The sequence below is a fragment of the Candidatus Latescibacter sp. genome (assembly GCA_030692375.1).
Classification (GTDB): domain Bacteria; phylum Latescibacterota; class Latescibacteria; order Latescibacterales; family Latescibacteraceae; genus JAUYCD01.
This window is the reverse complement of record JAUYCD010000170.1, coordinates 14,759-28,384: the sequence shown is the minus strand read 5'-3', so window position 1 is coordinate 28,384 and position 13,626 is coordinate 14,759. Positions and strand designations below refer to the sequence as shown.

The 13,626-nt window shown below is 50.0% G+C and carries 12 protein-coding genes; all 12 read right to left on the bottom strand.

Features of this window, described 5'->3' with window-relative positions; genetic code table 11:
• A partial coding sequence (locus Q8O92_10280) for a PfkB family carbohydrate kinase (GenBank protein MDP2983701.1) occupies nucleotides 1-496 on the bottom strand: 496 nt, incomplete at its 3' end.
• Nucleotides 497-531: 35 nt separating this feature from the next.
• The gene (locus tag Q8O92_10275; GenBank protein ID MDP2983700.1) at nucleotides 532-1,536 is read right to left on the bottom strand and encodes a multidrug DMT transporter permease; all 1,005 of its coding nucleotides are present in this window, start codon (nucleotides 1,534-1,536) and stop codon (nucleotides 532-534) included.
• Nucleotides 1,537-1,603: 67 nt separating this feature from the next.
• A complete protein-coding gene (locus Q8O92_10270) occupies nucleotides 1,604-2,374 on the bottom strand; it encodes a phage Gp37/Gp68 family protein (protein MDP2983699.1) in 771 nt (256 codons plus the stop codon).
• 15 nt (nucleotides 2,375-2,389) lie between these two features.
• The gene (locus Q8O92_10265) at nucleotides 2,390-3,508 is read right to left on the bottom strand and encodes a three-Cys-motif partner protein TcmP (protein MDP2983698.1); all 1,119 of its coding nucleotides are present in this window, start codon (nucleotides 3,506-3,508) and stop codon (nucleotides 2,390-2,392) included.
• Nucleotides 3,486-3,746 carry a hypothetical protein gene (locus Q8O92_10260; GenBank protein ID MDP2983697.1) on the bottom strand — a complete coding sequence of 87 codons (261 nt, stop codon included), beginning with the start codon at nucleotides 3,744-3,746 and terminating at the stop codon, nucleotides 3,486-3,488. Before Q8O92_10260 ends, Q8O92_10265 begins: the two co-directional genes overlap by 23 nt.
• Nucleotides 3,746-4,069, bottom strand: coding sequence for a nucleotidyltransferase domain-containing protein (locus tag Q8O92_10255; protein ID MDP2983696.1), 324 nt, complete (start codon nucleotides 4,067-4,069; stop codon nucleotides 3,746-3,748). Before Q8O92_10255 ends, Q8O92_10260 begins: the two co-directional genes overlap by 1 nt.
• 59 nt (nucleotides 4,070-4,128) lie before the next feature.
• A complete protein-coding gene (locus Q8O92_10250) occupies nucleotides 4,129-4,473 on the bottom strand; it encodes a DUF86 domain-containing protein (GenBank protein MDP2983695.1) in 345 nt (114 codons plus the stop codon).
• Nucleotides 4,460-4,774 carry a nucleotidyltransferase domain-containing protein gene (locus Q8O92_10245; GenBank protein ID MDP2983694.1) on the bottom strand — a complete coding sequence of 105 codons (315 nt, stop codon included), beginning with the start codon at nucleotides 4,772-4,774 and terminating at the stop codon, nucleotides 4,460-4,462. The genes Q8O92_10250 and Q8O92_10245 overlap by 14 nt, the downstream gene beginning before the upstream one ends.
• Nucleotides 4,775-4,890: 116 nt before the next feature.
• Nucleotides 4,891-5,772 (bottom strand): nucleoside hydrolase, encoded by an 882-nt coding sequence (locus Q8O92_10240; protein ID MDP2983693.1) that lies wholly within the window; start codon nucleotides 5,770-5,772, stop codon nucleotides 4,891-4,893.
• Nucleotides 5,773-5,891: 119 nt separating this feature from the next.
• Nucleotides 5,892-7,457, bottom strand: coding sequence for an ADP-ribosylglycohydrolase family protein (locus Q8O92_10235; GenBank protein ID MDP2983692.1), 1,566 nt, complete (start codon nucleotides 7,455-7,457; stop codon nucleotides 5,892-5,894).
• A 260-nt stretch (nucleotides 7,458-7,717) separates the two neighbouring features.
• Nucleotides 7,718-10,726: a heparinase II/III family protein gene (locus tag Q8O92_10230; GenBank protein ID MDP2983691.1), complete on the bottom strand. Its 3,009-nt coding sequence runs from the start codon at nucleotides 10,724-10,726 to the stop codon at nucleotides 7,718-7,720.
• 531 nt (nucleotides 10,727-11,257) lie between these two features.
• Complete coding sequence (locus Q8O92_10225) at nucleotides 11,258-13,030, bottom strand: FlgD immunoglobulin-like domain containing protein (protein ID MDP2983690.1); 1,773 nt, start codon at nucleotides 13,028-13,030, stop codon at nucleotides 11,258-11,260.
• Nucleotides 13,031-13,626 lie beyond the last annotated feature (596 nt).

Genomic DNA, 13,626 nt, shown 5'->3' with positions numbered 1-13,626 from the left:
CCGGATTAAGGAGAACCTCGACTCCGTGCGCGGAGGCGATTTCCGCAGCCGTTCGCACTGCATCGAGAGGCACTTCGAACTGCATGAGGAGAATCCGGGCTGAAGCGATGGTTTTTTCGGCCTTATCAACATCCTGCGGCGACAGGCAGGCATTGCATCCTGAAGCGACAGCTATACTGTTCTCCCCCTTTTCATCCACCATTATCAGCGCCACCCCGGAAGGCATCTCACGGTCACGGATGATGTGCCGGATGTTGATATTGTCCTTGGCGAATCCTATCAGCGCCTGTTCGCCGAACATGTCCTCCCCCACCCGGGCGATGAGGGTAACATCGCCTCCTGCCCGTGCGGCGGCGACCGCCTGATTGGCGCCCTTCCCCCCTGCAGCGATGGAAAACCGGCCGCCGAGGATAGTTTCTCCCGGACGAGGGATCCGCGCCGCTTTAACGATCATGTCGGTATTCGAACTGCCAACCACGACAATGCTTTTGTTCATGAAAGACTCCTTATCCACGATGAAGGCTTTTTCCTTTACATCACCCTCGCTGCAATCAAAAGCCCCAGACCGATGATATACGATACGAACATGACCGCCAGAAGCTTGTTCGTGCCTTCTGGGGCTTCCTTGAATTCCTTCCAGATGAACACACCCCAGAATGCTCCGACCATGGTCGCCCCCTGTCCCAGGCCATAAGAGATGGCAAATCCGGCAGATCCTGAGGCAATGATGCTGAACGACATCCCGATGCTCCAGATAATTCCGCCCAGAATCCCGATGGAATGAAGTTTCAGGCTCCCCTTACGGAAATAATCTCCGAACGGAACGGGTTCTCCCACAAATGGTTTCACCATAATTACACTGTTAAAGAGGAAATTGGAGATAAGAAGCCCCAGCGAGAAAATCACAACAGCCGTGTAGGGGGTAAGCTTTCCGGCTTCCGGCTGCGCGAAATCCCCTGCCATCGAAGCGGCCACAAACCGGTAGAAGAATCCCATGAGCAAGCCCCCGAGGACGGATATGACAATGCCTTTCGCCGGGGTTTTCTGTCCCTGAGTGGGAAGACGCCTGTAGGCGACAGCATCGATAATGATAGCCGTGACAATACCTGCGACTCCCAGAGACAGGATAAAGGGATTCCCCAGGGGAGTCGCAAGGTAGTTGGTCACCACGCCGACCACAAGCGCCAGACCGATCCCCACCGGAAACGCCACCGCCAGTCCGGCAATATCGATGGCCGCAACGATAAGAATATTGGCCATATTGAACACGATTCCACCGAGGAACGCAAGCCAGAGCGCGCCCTTGTCCGCCTGGGTCAGATCGGTAAGAAAACTCCGTCCTGATGTACCGGTGCTCCCCAGGGTAAATGCAAAGATAAGGGCGAGGAGAAAAACCCCGATGGCGTAATCCCAGTAAAAGAGCTGGAATCGCCATTCACGCGAGGCCAGTTTTTGAGTATTCGCCCAGGATCCCCAGCAGAGCATGGTGACGATACACATGACAATGGCTGCTGTATAGGATTGTACGATGACCATGTGAACCCTCCCTGTGAAAAAATTCAGAAATCGGGGCCGAGGTCTGCCCCTTATACCGCGAACACTTTCAGTATTTCATCTCTGTAAGTGAATCCAATTGGGAAAGAGCCAATTGCGTAAAGTATTCATCAGGAGAAGGCATCTCGTCGTATACCCGTCCATCCAAAAGACGCCCGGCCTTTTTTTTGTTCGTTCCTCCCCATTGCTTGAAGAAGAAAGGTACATCCGCATTGCGGCATTGATTGAGTACATCGCGAACCCATTCCGCCTTCATAGGACGTGCACCGGGGCCAGATTCTCCGCCCACTATCACCCAGTCGATTCCTGTCAAATCCATATTTTGCACCGGGTCGAGGAGAGGTTCAAGCGACAGAAACCGCACGGCGGCTTCTACAGACCGGAGGTGGTCGATACGATTCAAGAAAGCGCCACTTTCCACCGTAACACCCATCCATACATTTTTCGGCCACGGCAACATATTGGCGAGTTCCGCCATCCGCTCGGAGCGTTTTGTCAATATCTGAAACCTGTGCCATGACGCCGCCTCCATCACCGCAAAAACCTGGCGTATAAAGGAGAAAGGTACGTCTTCATGAAAAAGATCGGACATTGAATTTACGAATATTATTTGAGGGCTTTTCCATTGCAACGGCAGATTAAGCGCATGTTCGTGGATTGTCACTTGAAAACCCTTGACATAGTTTGCCTGTCCCATCGCCTGAAGACGCAATGCCATTCGCATGGCATAACAATGGGCGCAACCGAGGCTGACTTTTGTACAGCCCGTCACTGGATTCCATGTTGATTCGGTCCATTCGATTGCAGATTTTATTCCCATTATTATACCTCATTATCAAAGCGCTGGAAACGTGACCTGTACATCATCTCCGAAAGAGTTTCTCCGGTGCGTGCTGGCCGTTATCTTTCCGTCCTCTTCGAGTTTGCTTAAAGCCTGCTTGTAGTTTCGGCTCACATATGGTCGGTCAACATTATGTTGCTCGTATATCTGACGCATCGTTAGTGTCCTCCCGGCAAAATCCTCCAAGAGCATGCCCGCCAATTCATCCAATGGCCTTGACAATTGGAAGAGTAGCGATAGTTGACGGAACGGTCTAACATCCGCTGGATTATATTCAAAAGAGGCCACCCCCTGTTCGTCAGAAGAGGATTTATTGGCCATGATTTCCTTCATGATCTCATAACCTTTGAATCCTTTACTGACAAAAATCAAATGGTGACTGGTACGGGTACCTTTGTCGTCACGGAATCGGAAAGGTAAGACATAACGCGGGCCCAGTGCTTTTATCGCCTGACATAATTCTTCGACAATGACCATCTCTCTTTCATATTTATCAAGCGGCTCTAATCGCACCCGAAACTCATCCGCTCTTTCCTTTCCAAACAGACAATTCATGTGCTCTTTGACCATAGGATTGCCCAAACCCATATTGATGCGATTGTAATTGAAGAAGAAAATGCAATCGCACCCCCAATCCTTGATGACTGAATTTACGAGTCGTAGCGAAAGCCCTTTGTAGCCCCATGGATCTACGAAGAACAGTGTGGGAATAAGATTCATCTGCTCAAACATCTGGACGATCTCTTCTCCCACTTCTTTCGTTTGGACCACAGGCTTGTATTTAAGAGTTTCTATCCCATGAAGTTCATCAATGGCCTGTTGAAGCGAGTTGGTATTATTTTCATCCTTATCGTTGAAAATTGTGACAAGGCTATCGCGAATTTGCGATTTCTGAATAGCCTTTTCTAAAATCAGGAGCGGTGTTGAGCGCGTACCATCCTGATAACGACCTGGCCCTGCGAATAGATCGATATACGCAATTTTATTGCCAAGGTTTTTTTTATTTTGTACCCCAGTGATAACACTTGCCCAAGCATCGAAGTACTTTGAAACAATCGCGGACTTGACCCTTGATTGGTCTTTGCTCTCATCAAAGAAACAATTTCCCGTCATGGCCACATTTCCCTATACTTGTTAGTACAACTGAGACAATTATCCAACGTTTCTTCCTCATTCCTTGAATCATCGATTTATAGAAACGCTTAACACCGATATCACCGCGCTTATGAATGGCCGGAACCCACAAAGTGCGCGCTGTGACGACCTTGACCCGGTCTTTCCCACGCAACTTGTCAATTTTACTTTCCATAGTATTGACACCAATGAAGAGGATGACCAAACCCGTGTTCATCACACGATCCTCTCCCCTGTCTCGATGATTTCCCTGATGTAGGGGTTCGTCTCGTCAAAGTCCGACTTTGCAAATGCATGCGGTTCTATTCTGAGATCGATGTCCCACCGGAGTCGCATCAGTTCGACATCCTCCCGAAATCCGTCAATCTCATCCTTATCCAGGAAGACCGCCAGATCAATATCGCTATCCGGTCGAGCGGCGCTTTTGGCATACGACCCATAGAGATAAATTCGCCACACGCCGATATGATTCTCCGCAAGGCGTTGCGTGTATTTTCTGATCTTCTGGTATATCAACCGGTTATCCGTTGCAATAATCATTGTCTGAATTCCCTCAGGAAATTTTCCATCTCTCTTTTCGATGGGTTAATGGGGTACGGTCAAACTTCATCTTTGTCCGGTAACAGCGGTCCAATTGACTGGATAAGTTGCGGTGCAGAATGGGTGATGACTCCCCAAACAATGTCAAGGTCAATACGCGCATAATTATGTATGAGCACGTTTCGGATTCCGATCATCTCCCGCCAGGGGAGATCGGGGTTTTCAGCCCGAAATTTCTGGGAAACCTTTCCTGCAGCTTCGCCCATTACTGAGATTGACCAGAACGCCACATACTGCCTCTCCTCATCACGAAAAAAATCTTGGCGTGAAACTCCCTGAAAATGTCGGACGAGTTTCTTTGCCTCATTGAAAATATCGAGTAGATATCCCTCATCTTTCCACATATATCACCTGTGCGCTTTGCAGGATATGTTTCCGTTTAATATAATTTTCGCTCAGTTCAACATTCTTGCGGTCTATAACATCCACCGGACGGCCAACCAGCGCGGTGAGTTCCTCCTGCATGTCGAGAATACGAGGCCATTCAGGTTTCATTCCTTCCTGGTATGTTACGAGAAAATCAACATCGCTCTCTTGACTGAAGTCAGGCCGTAAAACGGAGCCGAACACGGCAAGCTCGTGAATTCCCCATTTACGGCAGAAGGTGGTTATTTGTTCTATTTGTAACGGCAAAGAAGTTATCACTGAAGTTCCTCCCGAATTGCTGCAAGTGTTGCCCATTGTTCATAGTCAATTTATAAATACATCAACAACCGAACACCTGTCAAGTACTTATAAAAGATCAAGTTTGACTGCTTTATTTATTTCCTCATCAGATTCTGATCCAACAGCCTTCCAGTCAACCAGTCTAAAAACGCCTCACGGTTGACATGCATGCCGATACGACAGTTGGGGGATTTGGATTCGTCAATCACCGTATAGCCTTCATCGGTCACCCGGACATACGCGGCGCGGGTGGAGACGAAACCGGCGTTCAGTGCCATGGAGACCGCCACCGGGTCAAACAATGTGGGATCGGCGTTCGACCGCTCTCCTGCCCAGAGAGTGTAAAGCCCGGAGATGGCGTCGGTCAGGGGCGAGCGGCGCATAAAGAGGCGGGTGCGCCGTTCCGCGGAATACTTGACCAGAGTGGTCACATCAAGCCCGGCCAGAGTGATAGGGATACCGGAGTTCATGAATTTCTTCGCGCTCTCCACATCGGCTTTCACATTCCATTCGGCGTCGGGTATGGGGCCGCCGTCATAGCCAATGTAAAAGGAACCGAACATGGAGTACACCCCTTTCACCATTTTCCATGCATCGGGGTCCTTTTCGATCACATCCGCCAGATTGGTGACCGGCCCCACGCTGATGATGGTGACCTGGCCGGGAAATTTCCTGAGCATTCCGATAATGAAATCTGCGGCGGGCTGCTTCACCGGTTTCAATCTCTCGAAGCCATCGCCCCAATGCATTTGACGGGGAATGGGGCTCCCTGCTCTAGTCTGCCTCCCCGCCGCCACCGGGATATTTTCCTGCCCGCACTCGTAAAGCATCCGGCAGCTCACCCTTGCCCGCAGGTGGGCGGGACCGTCAGCGGTGGTGATCCCCAGCACCTCGAATTCGGGGCTGACCTGTACCAGGGCATGGGCAAACGCGTCGTCGATATCCCCCGCCAGGTCGGTATCGAAGATGATTTTCAATTTCTCCGCGCTGTACGACGGCAAGGCAAAAAGAAACAGAAGAATAACGACTGACGGAAAAAGTATTTTCCCCCTGCGCCACGATCTGCGTGAACTTATCAAGAGCTTCCTTCCATAATTTATATCTTCACTCCCTCGCTTTTTTTCGGGCCGGTTTTGAAAACGGTAGCGCCGGACAGGGTGATAGAAGTCCCCGTTGATTCAGATCTTTTTTCACCTTTCACCACCAGGCGCGCGGTGTGTTTTCCCGGTTTCAGCTTCAGAGTTTCCCATATTTCATAGCTCCCCCGCTGATTGAACCAGGTATCGATGGTACGGCTCAATTTCCCGTCCACATACACATCAGCCTTGCCGCCATCCTTCCACCATGACCCATGGAGGGTGACTCCCGTCCCGGTAAAGGTGAATACAGCTTCCGCCCCCGCGCTTTCACTGGTTATGGTATTCCTTGAAGCACTTTTCCAATTTCCTTTAAATGTCCAGGCGGTGCTGTCGGATACAGCAACGACCCGGTCGGGAACCAGACGGGGGAATGAAACCTCGAACGGCGCAGCCACAGGTTTCTGAATTTTGATCGCCGCTTCGTTTGCTGAAATCTTCCCGCCGTTTTCCGTTATGAGCTGTTTGGCATATTTCATGGTGTTTTCCACTGCCGAGTTAAATGAATATTTGGTGTATATAAAAAGAGAATCGGCAATTGCCGGGATGCCGTCTTTCCATTCGTTCGGTACCCCGCTATAACCCCTCATGATTCCAATGACCGCGGCAGCATTCGAAGGATTGCAGTCCGAATCCTGCCCGCAGCGGATGGCGATTTCCATGGTCTTCCCGAAATCCCCATCGCCGTAAAGAAGGCCGATGACCACATAGGCGCCGTTTATCTTGGCATCGATATTAAAAGGACTCAACGCTCCGCAGATATGATCGTCGCCCCATTTCTCCTCAAGTTTTTTCCAGGTTGCCCGCCAGTCATCCGGATATCGTGATTTCAAAATCAGCACATCACTGATGCATTTTGCATAGTCGCTCTTTGCGGGAATTGAGAGAAGGGCATTTTTCACTATCTTCTGGATGTCGTTCTCGAAAAACGCCTGTGTATACATTGCTGACATAAACACTCCGCCATAGACGCCGTCGCCGTAATTCATGATATGCCCGACCTTGTCGGCAAGCAACATTGCGGTCTTTGGCATGCCGGGGTTAATGAACCCGATATAGTCGGCCTCGATCTGAAAATCGATATCGTCGGCATGCATGTTGTATTCCGGGCTTCCGGAAAGAGGCGGCATGATACCATCGAAGAAATTCTTCCGGCCCTGTGCATTGGCGTGCCATAAAGGATAACCTGCGGTGGCGAAAGATTCGGCGAATTTTGCCGCGGGTGCATCGATCCCATACTGGTCCATGGTCATCATTAAACTTAACTGGACATAGAGATCGTCCTGCCGGAGTGCATTATTCACCCGCGAGGGTTTTTCCCAGGCGAGTTTTTCCTCGTAGGTCTTTCCCTGCGCCCGGAACTCCGTTGGTGCGCCGTAGGAGACCCCGATCATCTTGCCGGCCCAGCCGCCGGCAATTTTGTCACGAAGTGTGTCAATGCTGATGGTTTTCATGTTTTCCTGACCGTATAGTGTGGCGGCAAAGGTAAATACAAGAAAAGATAATGCCAGAATACGAAACTTCATGGTTGTCTCCTGTGAGATATCGAGATTTTATGTGAAGTATTCAAAGAGATCTAATTGTGTAACCGAAGGCAGCCCCCTAATCCCCCGAAGGGGGACTTTACATGGTAAATATAATAACGTGCAAGTTAAAGATAATTAGTTAAATAACTGTTACGCTTTGTGCTTAAGTCTTTTAAGTCCCCCTTCGGGGGATTTAGGGGGCTGAAGTTTTGACGCATATTGAAAGAAAATCCTTTTTATGAATATCCGAGGTAACTTTTTCATTCCATTTCCACTGACACATATTTTCTTGTGCTTCCTATAGCCGTTTTCACCTCCGCGCCGCCTGGATTTACAATAATTTCGTACAGTTTCCCGCCGAGGGTTACCCATACACCGGCTGCGTTCTCAAGGGTGCGACCCTGTGTGTCGGTAACTGCGAACCGCTGGTGAGCTGCGACTGCTTCGCTCCCCCCATGCGGCTGGAGAAGGACGATGAAATCGGCGTTTTTTGTCTTTTCACGGCGAAGAACAAGAAATTCCTTCTCCGGCTTCGTATACTGGAATGACCATTCGAAGCCGTGGATTGCCTCCATCGGCGCGTCGTTCATTGCCCGCAGCGAGAAAGTGAATTCGTCGCGGCTCCCCGTCTTCGGGATTGTCCAGTCGCCTGCTAGGTCGCCGGAAACACGGGCAGAGGAGAGGTTCTGAACCATCTGATAGCCGTCCTCTTTTCCCAGCGGTTCAGGACGGGATTTGAAGTCTGCTTGTATACCCGCCAGGCCGTTGGAATGGTCGGGAACGCCGTGGAACCACCAGTCATACGTGTGTTCTTTTTCCGAACGAAGCATGTCCATGACCAGATAGGCGCCATCCAATACACACACAGCCCGCCAGATTTTCACGCCCGGGTAGATACGGTCGTTATACGCCAGGGTGACCGCGGCGTTTTTCCCATCTTCGTAGAAGACCTGCTGCGAGGCGTGGGGCTGGTAATGTCCTTTAAAGTAGTCCTTCATGCCGGACTGATTATGAGCATCCACTACCAATGTGGTATGCGAGGCGGACTGAATCTGCCAAAGGTGGTGCAGATCGGTCGAGCCCCAGGGGAAGTGCCCCGGATAGCTCTGGGCGCGGTATCCCCTGAAATTGAGCCCGAGGGAGAGCACGGAGAACGACCCACGGTTGTCCGGAATGCCCCACTTGAATTCGGCATCGAGAGTGCCCTTCCCGGCGGGATCGGGACGGCGCAGGATGGAAAGCCCTGAACTGGGGAAATTCACCGTAGGAGGAATGGAGAGGTCCGGTGCGGCTCCCCGTAATTCAGTCGGTTCGCCTTCGATGAGAGAGCGCAGGGCGTATGCCTTATACACCGGGTCGGGATAGTGACGGGCAGTGACAGTGAATATGTCAGCCGCTCCGGCGGGATTCATGGGAACGCTCCACCAGAAAGAACAGTCGGCGAGGCGCTTGAGCTCGGGATCGAAGGTGTCCCGCCCGTTTCGGTACATCATCTCGGCCATGTCTATGACATTCTTTGCAAAGTGGTTTTGAGCGTAACCGTGGCCGTGAACCAGGCCGTCCGCAGTGGCGCCATACCGGCGCAGGCTCCAGTATCCGAAGGGGCTTGCCAGTGAAAAGGCAACAAGCGGGGCATTGTTCCAGGCCAGCCCGCCGGTGAGGGTGGTGATAACGATGGAGGTCTCACGACAGATCATGTCCATGCGGAAATCGCCCATCTCGGCAAGCGCCGGCAGGAGGAGTCCCTTTTCCAGTCCGCGCGCCTGTTCGGCGTCCACTCCGCCCGAAGCCCGGAGGAATTCCAGACTTTCGACCATTGACCGGAAAGGATAGGCTTCCATGTACTTGGCGAATTCGATGCGGCCTTTGTCTATGGTGTTTGTGGCGGTGTCGAGGTCCATCCAGTCCCAGGTAAAATATTTCGCTTTGTACTGCTCCATGATACTGAGAGCGGCCTTGGCAAACCGGGCGTCCCCGGTCAATACATAGGCCAGCGAGAGCGGGCGGGCGCCCCGCGCGAGGGCTTCATGACGGGAGGTGGCGTAATCGCGGTCCAGACTCACTCCCGCAAAGTCCTTGGTGCGATATTCCTTCCCCACGGGACAGAAATGTTTGCCCGGCCCCTGGTATTGCAGGCCGCAGCGGTGCTCCTCACAGTAATAGTAAGCGGCGGCCCATCCAGGACCGTCCGGGATGGTGAGGTCACCGGCGAGGAGCCTTTTTGCCTGGGCGATGATTGAATCGCCTTCCTTCTTTCCCCAATCGGTAGAGGCATATCTCTGACGGATGAGCGGGACGATGTTCTGACCGTAGACGGCATCTGCGCCCCTCTCCTTTGGCATGATGATAAGCGGCAGGGGGATGCGCTTGCATGAGCGGAGAATGCCTTCGTCGGAATCCGCCGCGCCCTTGACTGCGAACACCGGCTGATACCACTCGCAGGAGAAAACCGGCAGGGTTGAGGCCACGCTCTTCGGGAGCCGCAGGGTCGCAGTGAAGTGCGCCGAATCGCCAGGACCCACCACCGCTTCGAGCGGTGTGATAAGAGCTGAACCGTACCGTCCCTCCGTCCGCTCCATACGGGCGGAGATGCTGCGGGCAACCGTGCCGCTGTTATGTACCACGAGGGGATATTCATACACGAGATCGCCCGAAGCATCAGGGACTACGCGAAAATCCGTGCCGTTCCAGAAAACATCGAGATACCGCTTCACCAGCCGGACGTTGCGGATGGATATTTTTCGGCGCTTCTCCAAATCCGGGTAGCCGGAGTCGAAAGACCAGAGATGGAATGAAAGCCGGGGGGACTGAGCCTTGTATACGCTATCCAAATGAAATAACGCCATCACAATTTCCGGCTGGGCGAGGTCAATGTGAACCGTGTACCAGCCGTCTGGCGGGCGGTGGATGTCGATAGGCCGCCAGACCCAGGTGTGGACTCCCGGGCGCTCGGCGAACACCCGCACTTCGGCAGGGCCACCCTCGATTTTCACATCGAACTTGCAGAGGCCGTAGTCTTCGAACTTGGCTCCCGCCGGCAAAGGGAAGGCGAATTGGGCGCGGTCGCCGATGGGGGCGTCCCATACCAGCGCCCCGTTACTTGCCAATGAGAGAAGGTTAGGGTCGCCATCGATCTTCAGGATGGGAGTAGTCTTGCCTGTGGGGATGGAGAGCCGCTCGGCGGCGAATCCTCCTGCGGTTTCGGTGAGAATCGGTAGTATCAAACAGAAAATGGCTGTCTTTCCTGCAATAAAGTATTTTTTTTTCATCAAACTTTCCTCTGGCGGCCTATTTAATGATATTTTTTTAGTTGTGAAAAGTATCTACAGATATAGCAATTGTTCCCTGAAATGGCAATGAGATAATGAAAAAAATTGCGATCTTTTATATCCGGATTATTCACAAATTTGCTACGACATTTTCTTAACTCTTTTTTAAACAAATACTTATTATTAATTTTGGAAGGCAGCCCCCTAAATCCCCCGAAGGGGGACTTTTCGTGTTAAAGATGAAAATGCGAAAGTGTAACTTTTTTAAAAAACCGATTAAGCCTTGTATTGCAGTCTTTTAAGTCCCCCTTTGGGGGATTTAGGGGGCTGTAGTTTTAACGTTAACAGCAAGAAAATCCTTTTTTTATGAATAATCCGGGTATAAAGGTTTAGAAATCTTTTAGTCCACACTATTTGAAACAGCAGCGGGCTCTCTTTTTTTAATTCAAGAGAAGGAAGGAGGGTTGAGAGTGAAAAAAAAAGTCCGGTCGAAAAACAAACCGGACCTTTTTAGAAACATTGTTACTTGTTTTACTTGAGAAGGGTCATCTTCATTGTTTTGGAGAAGTCTCCGGACTTTACTGTGTAGAAGTACACCCCTGCGGAGATCCTGGAGGCATTCCAGGTCACTGAATGAGATCCTGCTTTCATTGAGGTGTTCACCAATGTGTCAACCTTCTGTCCAGCAGCATTGTAGATATCGACGGTCACTTTTCCTTCTTTGGCCAGAGTGAAGCTGATCGAGGTGATGGGATTGAAGGGATTCGGGGTGTTCTGCGCTACCGAGAAAGCAGTCGGAGCAGATTCTTCCACACCAACCCAATTCGAAATCACACCTTTGATGGAGTCATGCGCGACAAACCAGGTTCCGGTCGGAAACGTAACCTTAGAATCCGCTCTGGTCTGAGTGGTATAAATGCCGTCATAGGGTGAGCTGTAATCAATGAAATTGCAGCCATACTTCTGTTGGGCGGTTTCACCGGCATAGGCCTTGTAGGCGACGCCGGTTCCATCAGGAGCATACAGACCGAAAGATACCGCGCCCATGTCAAATGACGGGAAAATCACGAAGCCCTGATTGTCCATGGAGGTGGTATACTTATACGGACCGACATTGTAGTCGTTGCACACCCATGGTTTCTTGGTAGTTGTTTCCCAGTTATGGTCGCCAATTAAATCGCCATTACGGTTCACCCATAGCACCGCCGCATCAGTGGTATCTGCGTAAGGGTCCATCAGGGAGTTCGTGCAGGTGGTATGGGAACCCAATGCCACAACCCCATTCCTGAAGGATAGCTCGGTAGGCCCGCCGCTAACCTGGCCTCCTACTGACGGGTCGCCTTCGAGCAGATTAACCCACCATTTGGAGATATCTAACTTTTTGACGTCACTTCCTTCATTGATATCGATGATAAAGAATGTGGAAAATTTTCCGGCATAATAATCGGAGTTAACCATTAAGAGATAGTCTTTCCCGTCACTGACAACGCCAGGACCTGAAACCCCTGCCGACCAGCCGCCCGAGTAAATATACTCCCCGTCTACGCCCCAGTCGACATTCAGAACGGCGTCGCCATTGGGTACCCAGGTAAATTTTCTGGTATACTTTTGCGCCATTTTTTGTGTATCATAGAAGAATTTGGTCTGATCGGAGGGCAGAAAAGCTATACCGCCGTAACACCGGTAAACATTGGCCCTGCAGGTTTCCTTGAGGGTACTGTCTTCCGGATCATTTCCAACTGTCCATTTATTAATCGTACGAAGAGCAAGGGTTGTTCCACCGCCGCCGAGACCCTGGTATAAAAGCGGTTTGGCCAGCGGTATTCCCTTGGAATCCTTTTCCAGAATGGTCTTGTAATTCCAGGGTGCGGGTGTAATCTGCTTGGTCATGCAGACTTTTTCGCTCTTGTTGTCATACCCGAACATATAGTAGGTATAGGTACCGGCTGGAACAAGCGCGCCGTCTTTGCCTTTGCCGTTCCAGTTGATGGTGTTGGCGCCTTGGACAAATTGATTCATTGCCGACATATAAACGCAGGTATCAATCTTGTTGACATAATGCCAGCCGAGATAGCCGTTCATGATTTTGGAAATCTTGCTTCCCTGATCCTTGGTAAAAACCAGGAAACTGATATCCACAGGCGTTCCGGTAACCGTCACTGGAATGGCTAAATTGGAACCATCAAATTTGTATGTAATAGACGGAGAAACAGTTAACTTCAATACATTCGGCTGGAACGAGGCAGAAAAAACTGTAGCGGTAAAAATGAAAAATACCAATGAAGAAAATAAAATTTTTCTCATGATTTCCCCCTTGTCTGTTGACATTCAGATCCCTTGTTACCCGATGAGCCAATAATATTACATTTATGTCATTCTTTTCTCCTTTCTATCCCTTGAGATGAACCGTAAGGAATGTATAAAGGTTTTTTTAGGGAAACCCCCAGGTAAAAATTGTATAAGTGAGTTTCATCCCGGGGATAATAGTAATATTTTTTATTTTTAGCGACGGGAAGGATATAAGGAAGTATGATTAAGATTACCAACAATCAGGAACGATAATTAATAAGAATACATTACTGCTTTTTTTTTATATTGTCAATAGTTATTTTTTCTTTTTTCTCAGTAGTGTCCGGTTAAAATAAAATAGAAATGGGCAATGTTCTTAATCTGTATATATTTAGGTAGCCAAATACCATTAATCGATACAGAACAGTGGATAGAAGGAATATAAAAAATACGGCCAAAAGCTCGAAAAACAAACAAAAATGTATTTTTAAACAGCCCGATAAAATTGTATCTTACCTGAACTTGTTTCAGCATCTTCAGAAAGTAAAGATTTATTTTTACCTTTTCCATTTCGCCAATAATAACCTGTAGAATGGATAAGGCGAATTTTT

Coding starts and splice junctions, on each gene's coding strand:
- Q8O92_10275 (MDP2983700.1), bottom strand. CDS start 1,536: ATGGTCATCGTACAATCCTATACAGCAGCCATTGTCATGTGTATCGTC.
- Q8O92_10270 (MDP2983699.1), bottom strand. CDS start 2,374: ATGGGAATAAAATCTGCAATCGAATGGACCGAATCAACATGGAATCCA.
- Q8O92_10265 (MDP2983698.1), bottom strand. CDS start 3,508: ATGACGGGAAATTGTTTCTTTGATGAGAGCAAAGACCAATCAAGGGTC.
- Q8O92_10260 (MDP2983697.1), bottom strand. CDS start 3,746: ATGAACACGGGTTTGGTCATCCTCTTCATTGGTGTCAATACTATGGAA.
- Q8O92_10255 (MDP2983696.1), bottom strand. CDS start 4,069: ATGATTATTGCAACGGATAACCGGTTGATATACCAGAAGATCAGAAAA.
- Q8O92_10250 (MDP2983695.1), bottom strand. CDS start 4,473: ATGTGGAAAGATGAGGGATATCTACTCGATATTTTCAATGAGGCAAAG.
- Q8O92_10235 (MDP2983692.1), bottom strand. CDS start 7,457: ATGAAGTTTCGTATTCTGGCATTATCTTTTCTTGTATTTACCTTTGCC.
- Q8O92_10230 (MDP2983691.1), bottom strand. CDS start 10,726: ATGAAAAAAAAATACTTTATTGCAGGAAAGACAGCCATTTTCTGTTTG.
- Q8O92_10225 (MDP2983690.1), bottom strand. CDS start 13,030: ATGAGAAAAATTTTATTTTCTTCATTGGTATTTTTCATTTTTACCGCT.